The organism is Agarivorans sp. B2Z047, from assembly GCF_023373605.1.
Lineage (GTDB): Bacteria > Pseudomonadota > Gammaproteobacteria > Enterobacterales > Celerinatantimonadaceae > Agarivorans > Agarivorans albus.
Window position 1 is genome coordinate 1 of record NZ_CP088080.1, and the last position, 22,329, is coordinate 22,329.

At 43.8% G+C, this 22,329-nt stretch carries 18 protein-coding genes; 5 read left to right on the forward strand and 13 right to left on the reverse strand.

Annotated elements, in window-relative coordinates:
• The 5 genes from dnaA to LQZ07_RS00025 all read left to right on the forward strand — a co-directional run bounded on the left by dnaA (window position 1) and on the right by LQZ07_RS00025 (window position 6,699).
• Complete coding sequence (gene dnaA, locus LQZ07_RS00005) at window positions 1-1,404, forward strand: chromosomal replication initiator protein DnaA (protein WP_249483437.1); 1,404 nt, start codon at window positions 1-3, stop codon at window positions 1,402-1,404.
• Between the two features lie 20 nt (window positions 1,405-1,424).
• Entirely contained in the window at window positions 1,425-2,528 is a 1,104-nt protein-coding gene (gene dnaN / locus LQZ07_RS00010; protein WP_016400281.1) for a DNA polymerase III subunit beta, read from the forward strand.
• A 13-nt stretch (window positions 2,529-2,541) separates the two neighbouring features.
• A complete protein-coding gene (gene recF, locus LQZ07_RS00015; protein ID WP_152785063.1) occupies window positions 2,542-3,627 on the forward strand; it encodes a DNA replication/repair protein RecF in 1,086 nt (361 codons plus the stop codon).
• Entirely contained in the window at window positions 3,620-6,034 is a 2,415-nt protein-coding gene (gyrB, locus tag LQZ07_RS00020; protein WP_016400283.1) for a DNA topoisomerase (ATP-hydrolyzing) subunit B, read from the forward strand. The genes recF and gyrB overlap by 8 nt, the downstream gene beginning before the upstream one ends.
• Window positions 6,035-6,231: 197 nt before the next feature.
• Window positions 6,232-6,699, forward strand: coding sequence for an Hsp20 family protein (locus tag LQZ07_RS00025; RefSeq protein WP_016400284.1), 468 nt, complete (start codon window positions 6,232-6,234; stop codon window positions 6,697-6,699).
• Between the two features lie 56 nt (window positions 6,700-6,755).
• Here LQZ07_RS00025 and LQZ07_RS00030 read toward each other — a convergent pair whose 3' ends face one another.
• The 13 genes from LQZ07_RS00030 to fadA form a co-directional block, all read right to left on the reverse strand.
• Window positions 6,756-8,003 carry a valine--pyruvate transaminase gene (locus LQZ07_RS00030; RefSeq protein ID WP_152785061.1) on the reverse strand — a complete coding sequence of 416 codons (1,248 nt, stop codon included), beginning with the start codon at window positions 8,001-8,003 and terminating at the stop codon, window positions 6,756-6,758.
• Window positions 8,004-8,154: 151 nt separating this feature from the next.
• Entirely contained in the window at window positions 8,155-9,990 is a 1,836-nt protein-coding gene (locus LQZ07_RS00035) for an alpha-amylase (protein WP_152785059.1), read from the reverse strand.
• 79 nt (window positions 9,991-10,069) lie between these two features.
• Entirely contained in the window at window positions 10,070-10,519 is a 450-nt protein-coding gene (locus tag LQZ07_RS00040; RefSeq protein ID WP_016400287.1) for a hypothetical protein, read from the reverse strand.
• Window positions 10,520-10,760: 241 nt separating this feature from the next.
• A complete protein-coding gene (gene glyS / locus LQZ07_RS00045; protein WP_152785057.1) occupies window positions 10,761-12,839 on the reverse strand; it encodes a glycine--tRNA ligase subunit beta in 2,079 nt (692 codons plus the stop codon).
• 10 nt (window positions 12,840-12,849) lie between these two features.
• The gene (glyQ, locus tag LQZ07_RS00050; protein ID WP_016400289.1) at window positions 12,850-13,755 is read right to left on the reverse strand and encodes a glycine--tRNA ligase subunit alpha; all 906 of its coding nucleotides are present in this window, start codon (window positions 13,753-13,755) and stop codon (window positions 12,850-12,852) included.
• A 128-nt stretch (window positions 13,756-13,883) separates the two neighbouring features.
• The gene (gene tusA / locus LQZ07_RS00055) at window positions 13,884-14,135 is read right to left on the reverse strand and encodes a sulfurtransferase TusA (protein ID WP_016400290.1); all 252 of its coding nucleotides are present in this window, start codon (window positions 14,133-14,135) and stop codon (window positions 13,884-13,886) included.
• Between the two features lie 429 nt (window positions 14,136-14,564).
• Window positions 14,565-15,677 carry an ABC transporter ATP-binding protein gene (locus LQZ07_RS00060; protein WP_152785055.1) on the reverse strand — a complete coding sequence of 371 codons (1,113 nt, stop codon included), beginning with the start codon at window positions 15,675-15,677 and terminating at the stop codon, window positions 14,565-14,567.
• Window positions 15,678-15,683: 6 nt separating this feature from the next.
• On the reverse strand, window positions 15,684-16,538 hold the full coding sequence (locus tag LQZ07_RS00065; protein WP_016400293.1) for a carbohydrate ABC transporter permease: 855 nt from the start codon (window positions 16,536-16,538) through the stop codon (window positions 15,684-15,686).
• A gap of 2 nt (window positions 16,539-16,540) precedes the next feature.
• Window positions 16,541-17,413 carry a carbohydrate ABC transporter permease gene (locus LQZ07_RS00070; RefSeq protein WP_016400294.1) on the reverse strand — a complete coding sequence of 291 codons (873 nt, stop codon included), beginning with the start codon at window positions 17,411-17,413 and terminating at the stop codon, window positions 16,541-16,543.
• A gap of 85 nt (window positions 17,414-17,498) precedes the next feature.
• Window positions 17,499-18,749: an ABC transporter substrate-binding protein gene (locus tag LQZ07_RS00075; protein WP_152785053.1), complete on the reverse strand. Its 1,251-nt coding sequence runs from the start codon at window positions 18,747-18,749 to the stop codon at window positions 17,499-17,501.
• Between the two features lie 137 nt (window positions 18,750-18,886).
• Window positions 18,887-20,326, reverse strand: coding sequence for an ATP-binding protein (locus tag LQZ07_RS00080; protein ID WP_016400296.1), 1,440 nt, complete (start codon window positions 20,324-20,326; stop codon window positions 18,887-18,889).
• Window positions 20,316-21,032 carry a response regulator gene (locus LQZ07_RS00085; RefSeq protein WP_016400297.1) on the reverse strand — a complete coding sequence of 239 codons (717 nt, stop codon included), beginning with the start codon at window positions 21,030-21,032 and terminating at the stop codon, window positions 20,316-20,318. Before LQZ07_RS00085 ends, LQZ07_RS00080 begins: the two co-directional genes overlap by 11 nt.
• A gap of 132 nt (window positions 21,033-21,164) precedes the next feature.
• Complete coding sequence (fadA, locus tag LQZ07_RS00090; protein WP_016400298.1) at window positions 21,165-22,328, reverse strand: acetyl-CoA C-acyltransferase FadA; 1,164 nt, start codon at window positions 22,326-22,328, stop codon at window positions 21,165-21,167.
• Between the last annotated feature and the right edge of the window lies 1 nt (window position 22,329).

Below are 22,329 nucleotides of genomic sequence, written 5' to 3' on the forward strand. Positions count from 1 at the left end.
GTGAGTGGGTCTCTTTGGCAACAAATCTTAGTACGTTTACAAGATGAATTGCCGGCAACAGAATTTAGTATGTGGATCCGACCACTGCAAGTTGAGCAAGACGCAGAGTTATTGGTGTTATACGCACCAAACCGTTTTGTATTGGATTGGGTTAAAGATAAGTACTTGATCCGAGTGAATGCTTTACTCGAAGAGTTTTGCGGAAGTGATAAACCGAGTTTGCGGTTTGAGGTAGGCAGTAAACCTGTTAGCCGAACCTTATCTAATCCAGTAAAAGCCGATCCCGTGCAAGCTGGAGCCACTGCTGCCCCAGTGAGTAATAACGATAGCGGTAAGAGCTGGGATAAAGAACCAGCGGTAAAATCCGCTCTAGAAGCCAATCATCGAAATAATATTAATGCCACTTACCAGTTCGACAACTTTGTTGAAGGTAAATCGAACCAACTCGCGCGCGCTGCTGCTACTCAGGTAGCCAATAATCCTGGTGGTGCTTATAACCCGCTATTTTTATATGGCGGCACAGGTTTAGGTAAGACTCACCTTTTACATGCGGTGGGTAATGGCATTATCGAGAACAAAAAGAATGCTAAGGTAGTGTACATGCACTCTGAGCGATTTGTTCAAGATATGGTAAAAGCTTTACAAAACAATGCAATAGAAGATTTTAAACGTTACTACCGTAGCGTTGATGCTTTGTTAATCGATGATATTCAGTTTTTTGCTAATAAAGAGCGCTCACAAGAAGAGTTCTTCCATACCTTTAACGCTTTGTTGGAAGGTAATCAGCAAATTATCTTAACCAGTGACCGCTACCCTAAAGAAATTGATGGTGTTGAAGATCGCTTAAAAAGTCGATTTGGTTGGGGCTTAACGGTTGCTATCGAACCCCCAGAGTTAGAAACTCGCGTAGCTATTTTAATGACTAAGGCGAACGAAAATAATATTCGTTTGCCCGACGAAGTTGCTTTCTTTATCGCTAAACGTTTGCGTTCTAATGTTCGTGAACTAGAAGGGGCGTTGAATCGTGTGATTGCTAACGCCAACTTCACTGGACGCGCAATCACCATTGATTTTGTTCGTGAAGCCTTACGTGATTTGTTAGCGCTGCAAGAGAAATTGGTAACTATTGATAATATTCAAAAAACAGTTGCCGAGTATTACAAAATTAAAGTGGCTGATCTGTTGTCTAAACGACGTTCTCGTTCGGTGGCTAGGCCGCGACAATTAGCAATGGCGCTGGCAAAAGAGCTTACTAACCACAGCTTGCCAGAAATTGGTGATGCGTTTGGTGGTCGCGACCATACAACGGTATTACATGCTTGTCGTAAGATCTCTCAACTTAAAGAAGAAAGCCACGACATTAAAGAAGATTATCAGAATTTAATCCGCACATTATCGTCATAATCGGAGAGGCGTGACTAGGTATGCAATTTAGTATTAACCGAGAACAACTGCTTAAACCTTTGCAGCAAGTGAGTGCTGCTCTGGGTGGGCGTCCAACTATTCCTATTTTGGGTAATGTTCTGCTAGATATAAGCAACCAACAGTTGTCGATTACCGGCACCGATATGGAAGTCGAACTTATTGCGACACTTCCGCTAGAAAGTGCTGTAAATGAAGGGCGAGTTACCGTACCGGCTAAAAAGTTTGTAGATATTTGTCGTGGTTTACCAGATGGTTGTGAGATTAGCTGTAAAGCCGACGATAATCGTTTGGTACTACGCTCTGGGCGTAGTCGTTTTTCTCTAGCAACCTTACCTGCTAACGATTTTCCAAACATCGAAGATTGGCAAAGCCAGCAGCTAATTCAGCTGACTCAAGGCCAACTTAAGAACCTGATTGATAGTACTCAGTTCTCAATGGCTAGCCAGGATGTTCGTTATTACTTAAATGGTATGTTGTTTGAGACTGACGAAAAAGGTTTGAAAACTATTGCTACTGATGGACACCGTTTAGCCTTAGCCGAACAACGTTTTGAGCAACCTTTGCAAGCGCAACAAGTTATTGTTCCGCGTAAAGGTGTGATTGAACTAGCGCGAATGCTCGAGCACGAAGATCAGTTAGTTGAATTGCAAATTGGTAGCAACAATATTCGAGCCAGTGTTCAAGGCTTTACTTTTACCAGTAAGTTAGTTGATGGCCGTTTCCCTGATTATCGCCGAGTTCTTCCTGCTAATAGTGATAAAGCATTAATTTCCGGTAGAGATGAGCTTAAACAAGCATTCTCACGTGCAGCTATTTTGTCTAACGAGAAATTTCGCGGTGTACGCTTACAGCTAGAATCTGGAAGCTTAAAGATCACTGCAAATAACCCTGAGCAAGAAGAAGCAGAAGAAATCTTGGACGTAGATTACCAGGCCGAAGATTTAGAAATAGGATTCAACGTTGTTTATGTTTTGGATGTATTGAATGCCCTTAAGTGCGATCAAATCAGAATAAATATGAGCAACAGCAATAGCAGCGCCTTGATTGAAGATGCTGAACAAACCGGCAAAGCAATGTACGTTGTAATGCCTATGCGTTTGTAATGTCTTGTAGCTAATGCAAATTCAAAGCTTAGGTTTACAAAATTTTAGAAATATAAAGAGTGCCAACCTAAGCCCTAACCCCAAGCTTAATGTTATTTTGGGGCAAAATGGCAGCGGTAAAACAAGTGTACTAGAAGCCATTTACTACTTAGGGTTTGGCCGCTCTTTTAGAAGTAATAGGCCTAGTAAAGTTATTACTTACCAGCAAGACAGTTTTGTTGTATTTGCTCAGTTAGATGAGCACAAAATTGGATTGCAAAAGTTTAAAGGCGGAGACACTGCTTTAAGGATTAACAAAGAGACAGTGAGAAGCCAAGCGGTGCTTGCTTCATTGTTGCCTTTGCAAATCCTTCATCCAGAAGGGTATGGCTTAGTTGATGGTAGTCCTAAACATCGACGCGCTTATTTGGATTGGGGAGTGTTTCACGTGGAACATCAGTTCCACGCCGCTTGGCAAAACTACAAGCGAATATTGAAACAAAGAAATGCTTTGTTGAAACAGACAAGGCGATATCAAGATTTGCAGTTTTGGGATAAGCAGTTAGTTGAACTCGCTTTAGTAGTAAGTGAACAACGCAAAAAGTATGTAGAGAGTATTGCAGATACGCTGGCTGAGTTAGTTACAGAGTTTTTGCCAGAGTACCAATTTGATATGGCTTTTTATCAAGGATGGGACGATAAAGTTGCTTTAGAAGAATTGCTAAAGCAAAGCTATGAGAGAGACCGATTACTTGGTTATACCCAGAACGGGCCTCACAAAGCAGATTTGAAGTTTAAGTTTGATGGCATAAATGCAGTAGACGTAATTTCGAGAGGGCAGTTAAAGCTGTTTGTGTGCGCTTTAATTTTGGCGCAAGGGCAACATGCTCAGCAAACAAGTGGAAAGAAAACCGTTTACCTGATTGATGATTTTGCTGCAGAACTAGATATGTCTAAACGACAGTTGTTAGCTAGATGCTTACAACACAATGGGTCTCAAGTGTTTGTTTCCGCGATTGAGGAGCAGATGCTAGATGGATTTGATTTAGAAGGATGCACAATGTTTCACGTGGAACATGGTGTTATCAGCGACTATAAAACGAGAGTAAAACATGGCTGAAAATGAATATGGCTCATCGAGTATTAAGGTACTAAAGGGCCTTGATGCAGTAAGAAAACGTCCTGGGATGTATATTGGCGATACCGATGATGGCTCAGGTTTACATCACATGGTCTTCGAAGTTGTAGATAACTCTATTGATGAAGCATTGGCTGGCCATTGTTCTGATGTTGTAGTGACAATTCACAACGATGGATCGGTATCTGTATCCGATGATGGTCGTGGTATTCCAGTTGATATTCACCCTGAAGAAGGTGTGTCTGCAGCTGAAGTAATCATGACGGTTCTCCACGCTGGTGGTAAATTTGACGATAACTCTTATAAAGTATCTGGTGGTTTGCACGGTGTTGGTGTATCGGTAGTTAACGCCTTGTCTATTAAGCTGCAGCTAACAGTTAAGCGTCAAGGGCACGTTTATGAGCAGTTTTATACTCTGGGTGAACCTGATGCGCCGTTAGCGGTTGTTGGCGATACTGATAAAACTGGTACCGAGTTACGCTTTTGGCCTAGTGATGAAATCTTCTCTGACACTAAGTTCCATTACGATATTCTTGCAAAACGTTTGCGTGAATTGTCATTCTTGAACTCAGGTGTGTCTATCATCTTAAAAGATGAGCGTGATGATAAGCAGGACCACTTCTGTTATGAAGGTGGTATTCAGGCTTTTGTTTCGTTCCTTAATACCAACAAAACACCAATCCACGATAAAGCGTTTAGCTTTAACTTCCAACGTGATGACGGTATTGCAGTAGAAGTAGCGATGCAGTGGAACGATGGTTTCCAAGAAAACATCTATTGTTTTACTAACAACATTCCTCAGCGTGATGGTGGTACTCACTTAGCTGGCTTTAGAGCTGCGTTAACTCGTACCCTTAACAGCTACATGGAAAAAGAAGTTAATAAGAAAGATAAAAGCAGTGCCACGGGTGATGATGCTCGTGAAGGTCTAACTGCGGTTATCTCGGTTAAGGTACCTGATCCAAAATTCTCTAGCCAAACTAAAGACAAGTTAGTGTCTTCGGAAGTGAAGTCTGCAGTTGAACAAACCATGGGTGAAAAGCTAAGTGAGTACTTATTAGAAAACCCACAAGAAGCTAAAATTATCACGCAAAAAATTATTGATGCGGCTCGTGCTCGTGAAGCTGCACGTAAAGCTCGTGATATGACTCGTCGCAAAGGCGCCTTAGATTTAGCTGGTTTACCTGGTAAGTTAGCCGACTGTCAGGAAAAAGACCCTGCCTTATCTGAACTATATATAGTGGAGGGTGATTCTGCGGGTGGTAGTGCTAAACAAGCGCGTAACCGTAAGAACCAAGCGATTCTTCCACTAAAAGGTAAAATCTTAAACGTAGAAAAAGCCCGCTTTGATAAGATGTTATCTTCTCAAGAAGTGGCAACGCTGATTACTGCCATGGGTTGTGGTATTGGTCGTGACGAGTACGATCCAGATAAAACGCGTTACCACAACATCATTATCATGACCGATGCTGATGTCGATGGCTCGCACATTCGTACTTTGCTATTGACCTTCTTCTATCGTCAAATGCCAGAAATTATTGAGCGTGGCTACATTTACATTGCTCAGCCTCCTTTATATAAAGTGAAGAAAGGCAAGCAAGAGCGCTATGTAAAAGATGAAGAATCGCTAACTGAATACCTAACCACCTTGGCGTTAGATAATTCTGGTTTATATGTAAATCCAGAGGCTCCTGCTATTGGCGGTGAAGCGCTAGAAAGTTTAGTGACGCAGTATCGCCGTGTTTGGAAAAACAACGAGCGTTTAGCGCGTCGTTACCCAATATCATTATTGAGCCAGATGGTTTACCAGCGTGCGCTTAATGTTGATGAACTTAAAGATGCTGAAGCATTAGAGCAATGGTCTGAAGAGCTTATTGCTCCGGTTAATGCTGAGCTTCCTAGTGGTAACTACTACTCAGTTGAAATAGAAAAACACGATGAACGTGATATCTATTATCCTGTTGTTACACTGCGTCAGCATGGTGTGGATGTAAGCTTTAAGTTCGAACCTGAGTTCTTTGCTTCCAATGACTATAAAGATATTTGTAGCTTATACGATAATCTTAATAACTTAATAGAAGAGGGTGCTTACGTTAAACGTGGTGAGAAGACCAAGCCTGTTACTAGTTTTGAAGAAGCGCTTAACTGGCTAATGGCTGAGTCGCGCCGTGGTCTATACATTCAACGTTATAAAGGTTTGGGCGAAATGAACCCGGACCAACTTTGGGAAACTACTATGGACCCAGAAACGCGTCGTATGTTGAAAGTAACGGTTGAAGATGCAATTGCTTGTGACCAGTTGTTTACTACTTTAATGGGTGACCAAGTTGAGCCGCGTCGTAACTTTATCGAAGACAACGCATTGAATGTGGAAAACCTAGACGTTTAATTCCAAGTTCAAAAAGTAGCACTAAAAAAAGGCAATATGTAAATATTGCCTTTTTTGTATCTGCCGCCCTTGAAACCAAAAAACTTATCCCCACATCTAGTAATAACAGGATGCCACAAAGGTGGGTTTTGTTAAGAAAGGGACGCAGCAATAGTGCTGGTCCAATACAATTTATTGCTCTATGAGGATAATATACTATGCGTAATCAATACGACTTTTCACCACTTTATCGCACAGCCATTGGTTTTGATCGTCTAGCTAACTTTATTGAAGCTGCATCTAACCAAAGCGCTCAAACTCAGAATAACGGTTACCCTCCTTACAACATTGAAGCGGTAGATGAAAATAATTACCGAATCACTTTAGCTGTTGCTGGATTTGCAGAAGACGAGCTATCAATTGTTGCTCAAGAGAATGCATTAATCGTTACTGGTACTAAGCAGAAGAAAAACAGCCAAGCTAAGTTTTTACATCAAGGTATCGCAGAACGCGGCTTTGAGCGTAAATATCAAATTGCTGACCATGTAAAAGTAAAAGCAGCTAACTTAGAAAATGGTTTGTTATTTATTGAGCTAGAGCGGGAGATCCCTGAAGCGCTTAAACCTAAGCAAATACCTATTAACGGTAAGTTAAACGTAGAAAGCTTAGAAGCTAAATCAGCTTAACTAAACGCTAGTGATAGAGAATGAAAAGGGCCAACAGGCCCTTTTTTGTTAGTGAGTTAATCTGCCAGTAGTGGGTTTACCACATCAGCTAATATCTCAATACCGCGTTTAACCTGTTCTTCATTTTGAGCAAAGTTAAGACGAATACATTCTTGGGTATGCCGCCAGTCCTTGTCGATACCTGGGAAGAAGTAACTGCCTGGCACTATGAGTAAGCCATTTGCTTTTAACTGCTGGTAAAGTTGTTTGTCGCTTATAGTTAAACCTTCAAACCAAAGCCACAAGAACATTGCACCTTCAGATTTATGTATTCGAAATTTGCTAGAAGGTATAGCAGCTTGAAGCCAGCTAATCGCTTGCTGTGATTTCTGCTGGTAGAAAGGTTTTATTACGTGGTTACTAGCATCTAGCAAGCTGTTGTCTTTAAGCATCTCGTTAGCTAGCGCAGGGCCAACGCCGCCCGGTGACAAATTAATAATTCCTGACAAATTAGAGACTGCTTTGATAGTTTCTGGTTTGGCGATAACAATGCCGCAGCGTGTTCCGGGTAAACCAAGCTTAGATAAACTTAAGCAAAGAATAGTATTGCTGTCCCAGAATGGACTAGCTCCCTCGGTAAATACTAGGTTTGGAAAGGGCAGTCCGTAGGCATTATCAATCAATAGTGGTACTTGATGCTGCTTGGCAAGTGCCGAAAGCTTGTTGATTTCGTTATTGGTAATGACATTGCCGGTAGGATTGGTGGGGCGTGACACACAAATGAGACCAACGCTTTCATCAATTGTTAAGTGTTCAAAATCAACGTGATACTTAAACTGTCTATCAGCCAAATATTCGATGCTAGGTTTATTACCAATAAATAAGTCTTCGTCTATTCCGCTGTCTTCATAGCCGATATATTCAGGAGCAAGCGGGAATAATACTCGCTTATTGTTCTTGCCTTTACCTGCAAATAAATTGAAAAGGAAGAAAAATGCACTTTGACTACCGTTCGTGAGTGCAATATTTTCTTCATTTATATCCCAGTGGAATTCATTTCTAAAAAATGTCGCAAGGTTGGATATGAAGTTCTTGTTACCCTGTGGGGCATCATAGTTACATAGTGCAGCCAGTAAGCTTTTATTACTTATGCCAGCTTGAAGGTGCTGTTCAAAGATTGCGTTCATTTCGGGAATCTGCGCAGGATTACCGCCGCCTAACATTATCATTTCATCACCCGCTCGGATCCCTTCATCAAGGTCATCCATCAGTTGAGTAATGCCTGAATGGCGAGTGAATTTGTTGCCAAAATTTGAATATGTCATAACGCACCTTTTAAGCTAAGGCGTCACCTTAACAAAGTTTGCTTTTGAATAGCAATTGTCATTACAGATCAAACTCCGGCTGAGTTTCTCTGGTCTTCGGCAATAAAAAAGCGGCTTAAGTAAGCCGCTTTTATTTTAGTGCAGGTTGAGTCTATTTGGCTTGCTGGCCTACATAAACAACAACCACAGCATCTTCGCCTTTACGGCGTTCAAATACGTAAGGAGCTGAATTTAGCTGCTTGTGCTCACCACTACCCACCGCTTGGTGGCGCTTACGGAACTGAAGAAGTTTTTGCCAGTGATTATGAACCGCTAATCGTTGTTCATCATTTAACTGGTCCCAGTTCATATCTGAGCGAGTTGCTTGGTGTTTATCCGAGCTACGAGGTCCTTTTTCACGAGCGCTTTCATCACCGTAGTAAACTTGTACCGCTGTAGGCATTAACAAGAAGGCTGAGCCAAGTTGTTTTTGCTGCTCTAGATCCTTGCTGATGGTGCCGAAGGCTAATTTAGTATCATGAGATGATACGTAGCTTAGAACCTTGCCATCGCGCTTTCCTAGCACGTCTGCGTAGCGTTGATAGCCATCTTGCATATTAGACAAACAGTTCATGCCTTTTTTAGCTAGATCGGTTTGGTAAGTGAAATCGATAAGCGAATCAAAGCCGGCGTCAAATAGGCGCGAGTTATTCAAACCTTGCCCCCAAAACTCACCAGTCATCCAAAAGTCATTGTCATCAAGTACTTTATCAGGGTTGTTTTGCTTCCATTCGGCAAAGGCTTTACTAGAAGCTAATTTCAAGGCTTGCCATGCTTCTGGCTCAACGTGTTTAACGGTGTCTGCACGGAAACCGTCGATACCATATTCACGTACCCAGTCTGACAACCAGGTGACCAAGTAGTCTCTAACTGTTGCTCCAGGGATTTCTACCGCTTTGGTATCAGCTTTATTTTTGTAGAAAGGCGGTAAACCCACAACCTTATCTGATTCAGTTTTAAAATCAGGTAAGTAAGCTAGCGACATCTCGAAGTCACTTGGGCCTGGGTTAGGGTAGCCAGAAATGTCAGTTCGTACCCAATCAGGTCCCCACCATTTCACCCACTCGTTACGATCACCATAATCTATATAGTCGTTAAAGCTATGCCAGGTTTCGCCTTTACCTGGAGTCCAGTCGGTCCACTTTTTACCCAGGTAATTTTCGATAGGTACGTCATATTCTTGTGTGGCACCAAAACCAAACTCTTGCATGTCGCTTAAAGTAGCGTAACCGGTGTGGTTCATCACAATGTCCATCACCACGCGAATGCCTCGAGCATGGGCGTCATCTACGAACTGCTTAAACTCTTCCGCTGTACCCATATTTTGGTCCATTACGGTGTAGTCTTGCACGTAGTAGCCGTGGTAACCGTAATGCTTGAAGTCACCTCGCATACCGCCGCCAACCCAACCACGGATTTGCTCGTAAGGTGCAGTAATCCAAATTGCGTTGATGCCTAAATCTTCAATGTAATCGAGCTTTTTGCTCAGGCCGGCAATATCGCCGCCATGGAAGGTACCTATTTCGTTCTTGCCATCTTTAGTACGGCCATAACTATTGTCGTTATCGGGGTTGCCGTTGTAGAAGCGGTCTGTCATAACAAAGTATACAGAGGCGCTATCCCAGCTAAATTCATCGGCTTTTTTACCCACAGACTCTAGTAGTAACAAGCCGCCACTTTCAGGTGAAGGGGTAAAAGTTACCTTACCTTGATAAACGGTACTCATTTGACCGCTATAAAAATCTTTAACAGCGGTGCCTTCTTCAAAACTTTCACTTACATCTACCGTTACGGGCTGACCATCCCATTGCAGACATTGTGCGCTTTGAGCAAGTGCTTCGCTTGAGCTGCTAGCAGCTCCGCCAGTGTTTGCTTCGTTTGAAGCACACCCAGCTATTGCCATGCTGACTAAACAACCAAGCAGGGCAGGTTTAATGACTTGTTGCATTGCTTACATCCATATAGTTATTGCTGTTGACCGAAAAAAAAAGCCCCAAAGAGGGGCTTATATAGAGAGTAAGCGGTGCTTACATTTCTACTTTTTCGATGTAAACAACTGGTAATTCTTCTGTCCAGTCTAGGAAGAAACGGTAAACACCATCTTCTTCTGGAGTGAACTTGAAGTTATCAAATGCTGAACATTTGTTAGATTGACGACGCTCGCCAAGTTTGATGTCTGCTTCTCCAGATAGGAAACCGAAGTTAGTACCACATTGCCATGCAGCATCACCAAATTTCCACTCGTAAGGTTGGCCGTCAGCGATTAGTGGCTCGTCAGCAGCAGAAGTAGCAAACCATACGTTTTCTTTACCTTCAACAGGTTGAAGTTTGAACTGAGGATCAGCATCCCACCATGTGAATACACCACGTAGGTATACGTCACGAGTTAGTTTGCTGTTTGAATCGCCAGAGGCACAGCCTGCAGCAATTACGGTGATTAGCGCTAGCACACCTGCTTTCATGATATTTTTAAGCATTTCCAATTCCTTTCTATTTTTATAGCTTTCCTTTGTCTTTACAGACAAACATTACGTAATGAGCCGAACTCGAGCTTATTTATAGCGAAGCTAGGCGCGAAAAAACGTGCCAAGCTCACACTACTATGCTGAAAAGGATTTCAAGAAAAGGCTGATTTTATTAAAAAAGTTAAGTGGATCAAAAAAAGCCGCATCCCTTGCTTGGACGCGGCTTTTTTATTGTGCAGCGTAGGCTTTTAGGCTACTGAATCACAGAGATGTCAGCAATTTCTAAAAACAGCTCTCGTAGCGAGTTTAATAGGCTTAAACGGTTAATTTTTAGCGCGTCTTCATCGCTCATTACCATCACGTTATCAAAGAAGTTATCCACTACTTCACGTAAGGTGGCTAGCTCTATTAATGCTGCTTGGTAATCGCCGTTTTCTAACAAAGGTTTTAAGCTGCTTTGCATAGCTGAAATAGCTTCTGCTAAGGCTTTTTCTTGTGGCTCTTTTAGCAAGCTGCTATCAATTTGTGGTTTAACAAAATCTGGGTTTTTAGCCAGAATGTTTGATACACGTTTATTCGCAGCTGCTAAGGCTTGAGCTTGCTCTAACGAGCGGAAGTGGCTTACCGCTTTAATGCGTTGCTCAATGTCAGCTGGCTTAGTTGGTTTACGCTCTAGTACCGCAGTGATAACGCTGGCGTCAATTCCTTGCTCAAGATACATGGCGCGCAAGCGAGCATAGACAAACTCAATAAGTTGGCCATGTACTTTAGCTTGTTGCTCTTGGTTTAACTCAAGCGGCAATAGCAACAGGGCGCTGTTGATTAGCGTATCTAAATCTAGTTCAAAGCCTTTGTCTTGAATGATGCGAATAATGCCTAAACTGGCACGGCGCAGAGCAAACGGGTCTTTATCGCCTTTAGGCAGCTGGCCAATAGCAAAAATACCCACCAAGGTATCTAATTTATCGGCAATTGCTACCGCAGAAGCAACTTTAGATTCTGGTAATTTGTCACCAGAAAAACGTGGCCAGTATTGCTGGTTAAGCGCATTGGCTACGTCTTCGTGTTCACCATCAAACTTGGCGTAGTACATGCCCATAACACCTTGGATGTCTGGGAACTCAAGTACCATTTCACTGTTTAAGTCAGCTTTTGATAGCAAACCAGCGCGCTGAGCGTGTTGGCTATCACCGCCAATTTCTGCGGCAATTTGTGCAGCTAGCTCTGAAACACGATTAGCTTTGTCTAGCAGGCTGCCTAATTTTTGTTGGAATACAACATTGGCAAGCTTATCTAGACGCGAGTCTAAACGTGATTTTTTATCGGTTTCAAAGAAGAACTCGGCATCAGCAAGGCGAGGGCGAACAACTTTCTCGTTACCTTCGATAACTTGCTGAGGATCTTTACTAACAATGTTAGATACAAAGATAAAACGTGGTAGTAAGTTACCCTTGGTATCTAAAATCGGGAAGTATTTCTGATTGTCCTTCATGGTATAAATTAGCGCTTCAGCAGGAACTTCCAAGAATTTCTCTTCAAAGCTACCTACCATAGCTACTGGCCATTCAACCAAAGAACATACTTCTTCAAGTAATGCTTCATCCATTTCCACTACGCCGCCTTCTCGGGCTGCTTCAGCTTCAATTTGCTCGCGAATAATGGCTTTACGTTGTTGGTAATCAACAATTACTTTGCCGCGGCGATCTAGCTGTTTAACGTAGTCGTTAGCGTGGTTTAGTTCGAACTCGGCTTCACCCATAAAGCGGTGGCCGCGCACGGTACGGGCTGACTCGATACCCAGAATATTGCCTTGAACTAACTTCTCACCGTATAGCATGGTGATGGTATGAACAGGGCGAATGAACTGAGTGCTTTTAGCGCCCCAGCGCATCGGTTTTGGAATTGGCAGCTTGGCTAAGCCATCAGCCACAATTTCTGGAAATAATTGATAAATGCTTTGGCCACTTATTTCAGCTTTGTGCAGTAGCCATTCGCCTTTATCAGTTTTTAAACGCTCTGCTTGATCAACGGTAATACCATTTGAACGCGCCCAGCCTTCGGCGGCTTTGGTGGCATTGCCGTCGGCGTCAAAAGCACTGCTAATAGCAGGGCCGCGCTTTTCTACAACTTTATCTGGGGTCTGCTCACTCAAGCTTTGAATGCTTAGTGCTAGACGACGCGGAGCGGCATACCACTCAACGCTGGTAAATTCAAAACCGGCTTTTTCTAAGCTTTGCTGTACGTTGCTTTTAAAAGACTCAGCCAAGCCGCGTAAGGCTTTAGGTGGCAACTCTTCGGTGCCGATTTCTACTAATAGGTTTTCGTTACTCATGCTGCCTCCGTTACTTTTTGTCTTTGCATAATGGGAAACCAAGCTCTTCACGAGCACTGTAATACGTTTCGGCTACGGCTTTAGAAAGGGTTCTAACACGTAGGATGAAACGCTGACGTTCGGTTACCGATATAGCATGGCGAGCATCAAGTAGGTTGAAGGCGTGTGAGGCTTTCATTACCTGTTCGTAAGCTGGCAGTGGTAAGCCTGCTTCGATTAATTTTTGGCTATCTTTTTCACACTGATCAAATTGGGCGAATAAGGCTGTGGTGTCGGCATGTTCAAAGTTGTAAGTAGACTGCTCTACTTCGTTTTGATGGAATACATCACCATAGGTCACTTTGCCCATTGGGCCATCTGTCCACACTAGGTCATAGATACTGTCTACGCCCTGAATGTACATGGCTAAGCGTTCTAAACCGTAAGTGATTTCACCGGTTACTGGCGAGCATTCTAAGCCACCAACTTGTTGGAAGTAGGTGAACTGAGTGATTTCCATACCGTTTAACCAGATTTCCCAGCCTAGACCCCAAGCACCAAGTGTTGGTGATTCCCAGTTGTCTTCAACAAAGCGTATGTCGTGAACTTCTGGGTTGATGCCAAGCTCAACTAAAGAGCCTAGGTAGAGCTCTTGAATGTTGTCTGGCGATGGCTTCATCACTACCTGAAATTGGTAGTAGTGTTGCAAGCGGTTAGGGTTTTCACCATAGCGGCCATCGGTTGGGCGACGACATGGTTGTACATAAGCACTAGACATCGGTTCTGGACCGATAGAGCGCAAAAAGGTTTGCGGATGAAAGGTGCCTGCACCTACTTCCATGTCTAAAGGTTGAACAATTACGCAGCCTTGGCGGGCCCAGTAGTCCTGTAAGGCCAAAATAAGGCCTTGAAAGGTTTTAATATCGTATTTATGCATGATTAGTGTCGCGCGTATGAAAAATAATCGGTTTTATAACTGACGGAGTATACCCTAGCAAGCAGGCAGACCCTAGTGCTGTTGTGCGGGGAATTGCTGATAAATTAGACTTTTTTGAAAAAACTAAGCTAACTGCCTTTCTTGATCAAATACTGGAAGGGCGTTTGGTCAGTTTTTTTAGCCACTAAGGTGTGGTCCATGAACTCGCAAAAGCTGACCATGTCGCGAGTGGTTGATGGGTCGTCGGCTTGCACTAACAAGGTTTCGCCAATATCAATGTTACGGATGGCTTTGCGAACCATCATAACAGGTTCAGGGCAACGTAAACCTAAGGCATCTAATTGGTGATCGGCTTGATTGAAATCTAAGTTATTGCTCATTCTACTGCGGTCTCTTTGTGCTACAGCGCTATTGTATACCAGCTAAAAGCGAGGTGTCAGCTGTCAACTTTGACCATTGTGTAGAGAGTGAGCAATATGGCAGCGGAATAAGGTGCAGAAAACCCAACAAAAAGAGGCCGAAGCCTCTTGTTGCTAGGGGCTGTTGATCTTTGGTGTTGAAATGTTGTTCGAGATAAGCGGGCTTTAATCGCGGCGAGCACTTAGAGGCCTAGTGGGCTAAGCAAAAAGTGCTTAACAAAGAGTAAAGCCCGCTTATCCGAACCCTTCGGGCAGTATTTCTTAGCCATTTATTCAGCGTTAGCGAGTGATTATTAAGCGCACTTAACTGCACACTCACTGCCTTGCCTAAATGGCTAATAAATTGATGCAAAAACCATCAGCAAAGATCAACAGACCCTAGTGTATTACTTAGCGTATCCGTTGTTCGCTATTAGGGTCAAAAAACACTGCGCTCGACATATCAAACATCAAGTCTAGACTTTCGCCCATCACCGCTGGCTTATCAGGATCTAAACGACAGCTAATTTCTTTGTCGTTTAATGTCACCAGTGCAATGGTATCGGGGCCAGTAGGTTCTAAAACACCCAGTTTTAGGTTTAAGGTTGTGACTAGGGGCTTGTCTTGTTTGTAAGGATTCACATGGGTAATCTGCTCTGGGCGAATGCCTACCACAACCGACTTGCCGGCGTATTTTGCTAAGTGGTCTGGCAGTGGAATAGTGTGTGACTGTTGTTGGTCACACACTAAGGAGCCTACTAAACCTTGTTCACTTTGCTCCACACTGCAATGTAAAAAGTTCATGGCTGGCGAGCCCATAAAGCCAGCAACAAACATGTCTGCTGGGTCGTTATAAATCTCAGCTGGTGAGCCCAATTGTAGTAGCTGGCCATCTTTCATCACGGCGATGCGATCGGCTAAAGTCATGGCTTCAATTTGATCGTGTGTTACATAAACAATGGTAGTGCCCAAGCGCTGGTGTAGCTTTTTAATCTCATGACGCATTTCCACTCGTAGCTTGGCGTCTAGATTACTTAAAGGCTCATCAAACAAGTAGATCTTAGGTTGGCGCGCTAAGGCGCGGCCCATTGATACCCGTTGTTGCTGGCCACCAGAGAGCTGCGAAGGCTTTCTATCTAGCAGGTGCTCAATTTGCAGTAATTGGGCAACCCGGGTGATCTCTTTATCGCGTTCTGGTTTATCCATTTTTTGAATTTTTAAGGCAAACTCAATATTGCCACGCACTGTCATATTGGGGTAAAGCGCGTAAGACTGGAACACCATCGCAATATCGCGGTCTTTAGGGTCTACGCCGTTTACTACTTTGCCATCTATGCAAATGTCTCCGGCGGTAATTTCTTCTAAGCCGGCAATCATGTTCATTAAAGTAGATTTACCACAGCCTGAAGGACCAACTAGGATTAAAAACTCACCCGACTCAATGGAGATATTAATATCTTCTAGGGTATTGGGACCGTTTTTACCATAGCGCTTATAAAGTTGTTTTATATCTAAGGTCGCCATTAATTTTTATCCTTTTACTGAGCCAGCGGTTAAGCCGCGCACAAAATATTTTCCTGCTACAACATAAACAAATAGGGTAGGTAACGCGGCGATAATCGCGGCGGCCATGTCTACGTTGTATTCTTTAACACCAGTACTGGTGTTTACTAAGTTGTTTAACGCCACGGTTATAGGCTGCGAGTCTGAGCCCGAATACACCACCCCAAATAAGAAGTCGTTCCAAATCTGAGTAAACTGCCAAATGATGCAAACCATGATGATAGGTTTGGAGATGGGCAGCATTATTTTGAAGAAAATGGTGAAGAAGCCAGCGCCATCTAATTTGGCTGCCTTTACTAGCTCTCCTGGTACCGATACATAGAAGTTACGGAAGAACAGGGTAGTAAATACCAAGCCATAAACCACATGCACAAATACCAAACCGGTGGTGGTATTGGCTAAGCCAAATTTACCTAAGGTAGCTGCCATAGGGAGCAAAATTACCTGGAAGGGAATAAAGCAGCCAAATAGCATTAAGGCAAAAAACAAGTTTGAACCTTTAAAACGCCAGTGAGCAATGACATAGCCGTTTAAAGCGCCAATTAGGGTAGAGATAAATACTGCTGGAATGGCCATTTTAAAGGAGTTCCAGAAGTAGCCTTTAACTCCTTCACAAGTTACCCCTGTACAGGCGCTGCCCCAAGCTTTAAACCAAGCTTCAAATACCCATACTTCTGGCAACGACAACAGGTTGCCACCACGAATATCCGGTAGGGTTTTAAACGAGGTTAATAGCATAACCAGTAGTGGCATTAAATAAATGGCACAAAACAATATTAAGATGAAGTAGATGAACAAACGTCCCGGAGAAAATTTAGTCATGATTATTGCTCCCGGTTACGCAGTTCAGAGTATAAATACGGCACGAGTATCGCGAGTACGCCGCCTAACATCATCATCGCGCTGGCCGCACCTAAGCCCATTTGTCCGCGAGTAAAGGCGTGGGTATACATAAAGAGTGCCGGTAAATCCGAGGAATAACCTGGGCCACCAGAGGTTAGGGCGGTTACTAAGTCAAAGCTCTTAATCGCAATGTGAGAGGTGATAATTACCGCACTAAAGAACACCGGGCGCAGGCAAGGAAGTATGATCTTCCAGTAAATGGTGGGCATGCTAGCGCCATCGATTTGCGCCGCTTTAACTATGCTTGAGTCGATGCCACGTAGGCCAGCCAGAAACATTGCCATTACAAAGCCGGAGGATTGCCAAACGGCTGCAATCACTAAGGTATACACCGACATGTCATTGCTCACCAGCCAGTTGAACTCAAAGCTGGTCCAACCCCAGTCGTGCATCATTTTTTCTAAACCTAAACCGGGGTTTAAAATCCACTTCCAGGCAGTACCTGTCACAATAAATGACAGCGCCATCGGGTAAAGGTAAATCGTGCGGATAGCTCCCTCTTGGCGAATATTCTGATCCAGAAATATCGCTAACAAGGTGCCTAAAATAATTGAGATGATGATAAACAATACGCCAAAAATCAGCAGGTTAATGCAGGATGTGACCCAGCGATCATTCTCCATCAATTTTTGGTATTGCAGTAAACCCGCCCACTTAAAGTTGGGTAAAAAGCGAGAATGGGTTAACGATAAGTAGCCAGTCCAAGCTACGTAGCCATAAATACACACTGTAACCAGAAATATCGACGGCGACAGAATGATTTTAGGCAACCATTTTTGCAGAGTATTAAACATAGTACAGCCTCGTTCGAACTCCGTGTTCAAACTAACATGGGGATAGCAAAGGTAAACTCCGACCGGGTGGCCGGAGTTTTAAGGCTTATTTAGCGGCTTTAACTACGCGCGCTAACTTAGTTACTGCTTCTTTAGGGTCACCGTCTGGATCATTAAAGAAGTTAGTCACTACATCATAAATGGCACCTTGAACGTAACCAGTAGTGGCTAGGCCATGCGCCATGCTTGGCACTAGGTCGCCTGATTGGTTACTGGCTTTAAAGGTCGCCATTGAATCCAAGGCACAACTGTCAAACTTGCTCATATCCATATCGGTACGTACTGGAATAGAACCTTTGTTTAAGTTAAATACTTCTTGGAATTCTGGAGTAAGGATAGTTTTAGCTAGGGCTTTTTGCGCTTTAACATTATCGGCGTTGCCTAGTTCAAACATGGCGAAGCTGTCGATGTTAAAGGTAAATTGGCCGTCGGTACCTGGCGCTGGTAAGCAAACGAAATCTTTGCCTGGCACTTTACCTGCAGCAACAAATTCGCCTTTCGCCCAGTCTCCCATAATTTGCATACCGGCTTGGCCATTAATTACCATGCTGGTGGCAATGTTCCAATCACGGCCTGGTGAGTCGCTATCGATGTAGTTACTCATTTTTTTGAAAACCGTAAATACTTCAACCATTTTGTCGCTGCTAAGCACTGCATCGTCGTGCATCACAAACGCTTTGTTGTAGTCTTCAGAACCTAAGATGTCTAAAGCCACGGCTTCAAATACTGTGGCGTCTTGCCAAGCTTGGCCACCGTGAGCTAATGGGATAATACCAGCCGCTTTAAGTTTTTCTGCAGAAACAAAAAACTCATCCATAGTGGTAGGGATTTTAGCGCCCGCTTTTTCAAATACTGCTGGGTTAGCCCATAACCAGTTTACGCGGTGCACGTTTACAGGAACGGCTACATAGTCACCGTTAAACTTCATCACGTTGGTAACCACTGCCGGAACCGCATCGTCCCATTTCTCGGCTTTAGCTACGTCATTCAGGTTACTTAAAAATCCAAGGTCTGCCCATTCTTGAATGTCGTGACCTTTGATTTGAGCTGCTGCTGGTGGGTTACCAGAGATCGCGCGAGTTTTAAGTACTGTCATCGCACTTTCACCACCGCCGCCAGCTACGGCAAAGTCTTTCCAAGAATGCCCTTGGGCTTCTAACATTTCTTTTAGCACGCCTACAGATTTGGCTTCACCACCGGAAGTCCACCAGTGAAGAACTTCTACTTCCCCTGCATAAGCAAGGTTAATAGCGCTAGTAAGTGCCAGGGTAGAGGCGAGAGTTGCAAATTTACGCATATTGATGCCTTTGTTATTTTTTTGTGAATTCCATTCCTTATTTCACCAATCTTACTGCGCTGATTGGCTACTAAATAGACTAGATGAAACAGCTTGATAACAAAGTAACCTTTTGTAACGAAGTTGTTACAAAAGGCTTATTTAATGTGAGGCAGTTGGAGTTTTACTTCTAAACCCCCTTGAGGGAGGTTTTGTAGGGTGATGTCACCACCATGAGCATGGGCAATATTGCGGGCAATACCTAGGCCTAAACCAGAGCCAGAATCGTCTTTACTTAATCGTACGTAGGGGTTAAATACTTCTTTAATTCGCTCTTCCGGAATACCAGGGCCATGGTCAACAAATAGCAAACAAAGCTCGGCATCATCATCGAGCAAATAAATCTCAATATCGTTGCCGTACTTAATGCCATTTTCTACAAGGTTGCTGATGCAGCGCTTTATCGCTAGCGGTTTCCCGCGATAAGGATTGTCGGTTTCACCAAATACCACTACTTTGCCTAAGAACGGTTCAATGCAGTGTTTTAAGTGAGTCATTATATTGATATCACTTAAGTTTTCATGAATGTCGGTATCTTTAACTGTTTGCAAAGCACCCTTTGCCATGATCTCTAACTCGTCTAAATCACGGTTAAAGGCATCAATTATCTTCTCATCATCAAGTAATTCTGCGCGCAAGCGTAGCCGGGTAATCGGCGTTTTTAAGTCGTGAGAAATAGAGCGAAATAATAATTCTCGATCTTCAATATAACGCTTCAGTTTACCCTGCATGGTATTAAAGGCCCGGGTAGCTTTGCGAATTTCATCGCTGCCTTCTTCCACTAACGGCGGTTGAAATAAATCGATGGTTAAACGTGAAGCCGCTTTGGCCAAACGGCGCAGTGGGCGAGTTTGACGGCGAACTAAGATAAAGGTGAACAGTAGCAAGAAAAAAGTCATCAAGGCGATGAACATGATGCGATCTTGCGGTAACAAGTTGTCTTGCAAGGTCATATAGGGCGCGGGCAATAATGCGGCTAAATAAATCCACTCGCCACTTTCTAGCTCGATTTGAGTCACTAAAATGGGTGGGTTAAGCGGTTGAACTTGCAGAGTATGTGATGCCCAAGAAGAGGGTAAGTCTTTAAGCAATATATCGTTTTTTAGTACATGTAGCTTATCGGGCATGGAAAAGTCTACATCAATCATTGGGCTGCGATTGAGCTCGCGATGCAGTACTTCTCCCACGGTTTGAATCACAATGTTTTTACGGTGACTATCGGGGATGGAGTCAATGTGAATGTATTCTTGATTGAGCGAAACAAAGAAGCGGGTGCCGCCCATTTTGCGCAACTGATTAAGCACAATGTGGCGATATTCAGAAGGTAAAGACTCAAAAAAGGTCACCGTAGAGGCCAAACTTAAGGCTAAGTTTTGCGAGGTTGAACGCAAACCATCAGACTCGGATTGGCGCAATTGGTAAAACCAGATAAAGCTACTGGCACCCTGCGCTAGGCCAATTGCTAATAACAATAGCAGTAGCATTCTCGCTAATAATGAGTTGGGCTTTATTCGATTTAAGAAGGCCTTAAACTTCATGGCTCACTTGCGTCACCATCATATAACCAACACCGCGAATAGTTCTAATTAAGCGGGTATTACTGCCATCGTCTTTGAGGCGCTGGCGCAAACGAGAAATTTGTACATCTATACCACGCTCCATTGGCAAGCTTTCGCGGCCGCGGGTGGCATCGCTAATGGTATCGCGATCGAGGGTTTCGTTGGGGTGCTGCAAAAACAGTTGTAGCAGGCGGTAGTCACTACTTGATAGTTCGAGCTTATCCCCGTCTTCATGTTCAAGTTGCTGAGTTTGGCTATCTAAACGCCACTGGCCAAAGCGAATATAGCGGGTATTTTGTTGCGCATTAGCGGTTACTTGAGAACGGCGCAACAAGGCTTTTACGCGTGCTAATAGTTCGCGAGGGTTAAAGGGTTTACCAATGTAATCATCTGCGCCTAACTCTAAACCTACAATCCGGTCCATTTCGTCGGAGTTGGCAGTAAGCATAATAATTGGCACATTTGAGGTACGACGAATTTTTTGGCAAAGGGTGAAGCCGTCGTCGCCGGGTAACATGATATCAAGAATGATTAACTCAGGGTCGTTGCTCTCTAGCAACTTTGCCATCTCTTCACCGTCGTTGGCGCTAATCACGTCAAAACCTGACTTACTTAAATATTGTTCAAGTAAGCTGCGAATTTCTAAGTCATCATCCACTACCAATAACTGTTTAGCTATAACCATGAGCCTCAATTCTGTTTTTCGAAGAGTTTATGGTCTAAGAATAACAAACAACGGGCTTGGGAAAAACGCTTGCTCTGCTTAAGCAAAAAAAATGGGAGCTTAATGCTCCCGTTCACAGCTATTTTTTAGACTTTATGGTCGTTCAAACACTGTCGCGATGCCTTGGCCTAAACCAATACACATAGTAGCAACACCCAGTTTGGCGTCTTTGGCTTCCATAAGGTTAATTAGCGTTGTAGAGATTCGCGTGCCAGAACAGCCCAAAGGATGACCTAAAGCAATGGCACCACCGTTTAGGTTTACCTTATCGTCTACTTGGTCCATCAAGCCTAAGTCTTTAACACAAGGTAAAGACTGTGCAGCAAAGGCTTCGTTAAGTTCGAATAAATCGATATCTTCAACTTTTAGACCGGCACGTTTAAGTGCTTTTTGGGTCGCTGGCACTGGGCCGTAACCCATAATCGACGGATCGCAGCCCGCAATGGCCATTGAGCGTACTTTCGCGCGTACCGTTAAACCAAGCTCAGCGGCTTTCTCTGCCGACATTACTAACATGGCCGATGCGCCGTCTGACAAGGCAGAAGAGGTACCCGCGGTTACTTTACCGTTAGCTGGGTCAAATACCGGACGTAGTTGAGACAAACCTTCTGCTGTGGTTTCTGGGCGAATCACTTCGTCTGTTTCAATTAACTTTAAGGTACCGTCGGCATCGTGGCCTTCAACTGGGAAGATTTCGCTGGCGAAGCGACCTTCTAGTGTCGCTTGATGAGCCAAGCGGTGTGAGCGAGCGCCAAATTCATCCATCGCTTCACGGCTAATCCCGTGCATTTGCGATAGCAACTCGGCGGTTAAGCCCATCATGCCCGCTGCTTTTGCTACTGATTTAGCCATGCCAGGGTGAAAGTCTACCCCGTGATTCATTGGCACGTGGCCCATGTGTTCAACACCACCTACGATGAATACATCACCTTGGTCGGCCATAATGGCGCGTGCGGCGTCGTGCAAGGCTTGCATCGACGAACCACATAAACGGTTTACGGTGACAGCTCCGGTTGAATGCGGCAAGCCGGCTAACAATGCGGCATTACGCGCAACGTTAAAGCCTTGCTCTAAGGTTTGTTGAACACAACCCCAGTAAACATCTTCAATGTCATTGGGATCGAGCTTAGGGTTACGCTCTACCAAGCCTTTCATTAGCTGAGCAGACAAGTCTTCGGCACGTACATTTCTAAAACATCCGTTTTTAGAGCGGCCCATAGGAGTACGAATACAATCTACAATCACTACTTCTTTCATT

Bases quoted from the DNA above. Each gene is read 5' to 3' on its own strand.
- LQZ07_RS00060 (WP_152785055.1), bottom strand. From the start codon at position 15,677: ATGGCGACCTTAGATATAAAACAACTTTATAAGCGCTATGGTAAAAAC.
- LQZ07_RS00075 (WP_152785053.1), bottom strand. From the start codon at position 18,749: ATGCGTAAATTTGCAACTCTCGCCTCTACCCTGGCACTTACTAGCGCT.
- fadA (WP_016400298.1), bottom strand. From the start codon at position 22,328: ATGAAAGAAGTAGTGATTGTAGATTGTATTCGTACTCCTATGGGCCGC.
- LQZ07_RS00025 (WP_016400284.1), top strand. From the start codon at position 6,232: ATGCGTAATCAATACGACTTTTCACCACTTTATCGCACAGCCATTGGT.
- recF (WP_152785063.1), top strand. From the start codon at position 2,542: ATGCAAATTCAAAGCTTAGGTTTACAAAATTTTAGAAATATAAAGAGT.
- LQZ07_RS00040 (WP_016400287.1), bottom strand. From the start codon at position 10,519: ATGCTTAAAAATATCATGAAAGCAGGTGTGCTAGCGCTAATCACCGTA.
- LQZ07_RS00080 (WP_016400296.1), bottom strand. From the start codon at position 20,326: ATGAAGTTTAAGGCCTTCTTAAATCGAATAAAGCCCAACTCATTATTA.
- dnaN (WP_016400281.1), top strand. From the start codon at position 1,425: ATGCAATTTAGTATTAACCGAGAACAACTGCTTAAACCTTTGCAGCAA.
- gyrB (WP_016400283.1), top strand. From the start codon at position 3,620: ATGGCTGAAAATGAATATGGCTCATCGAGTATTAAGGTACTAAAGGGC.
- glyQ (WP_016400289.1), bottom strand. From the start codon at position 13,755: ATGCATAAATACGATATTAAAACCTTTCAAGGCCTTATTTTGGCCTTA.
- LQZ07_RS00085 (WP_016400297.1), bottom strand. From the start codon at position 21,032: ATGGTTATAGCTAAACAGTTATTGGTAGTGGATGATGACTTAGAAATT.
- LQZ07_RS00065 (WP_016400293.1), bottom strand. From the start codon at position 16,538: ATGACTAAATTTTCTCCGGGACGTTTGTTCATCTACTTCATCTTAATA.
- LQZ07_RS00070 (WP_016400294.1), bottom strand. From the start codon at position 17,413: ATGTTTAATACTCTGCAAAAATGGTTGCCTAAAATCATTCTGTCGCCG.
- LQZ07_RS00030 (WP_152785061.1), bottom strand. From the start codon at position 8,003: ATGACATATTCAAATTTTGGCAACAAATTCACTCGCCATTCAGGCATT.
- tusA (WP_016400290.1), bottom strand. From the start codon at position 14,135: ATGAGCAATAACTTAGATTTCAATCAAGCCGATCACCAATTAGATGCC.
- glyS (WP_152785057.1), bottom strand. From the start codon at position 12,839: ATGAGTAACGAAAACCTATTAGTAGAAATCGGCACCGAAGAGTTGCCA.
- LQZ07_RS00035 (WP_152785059.1), bottom strand. From the start codon at position 9,990: ATGCAACAAGTCATTAAACCTGCCCTGCTTGGTTGTTTAGTCAGCATG.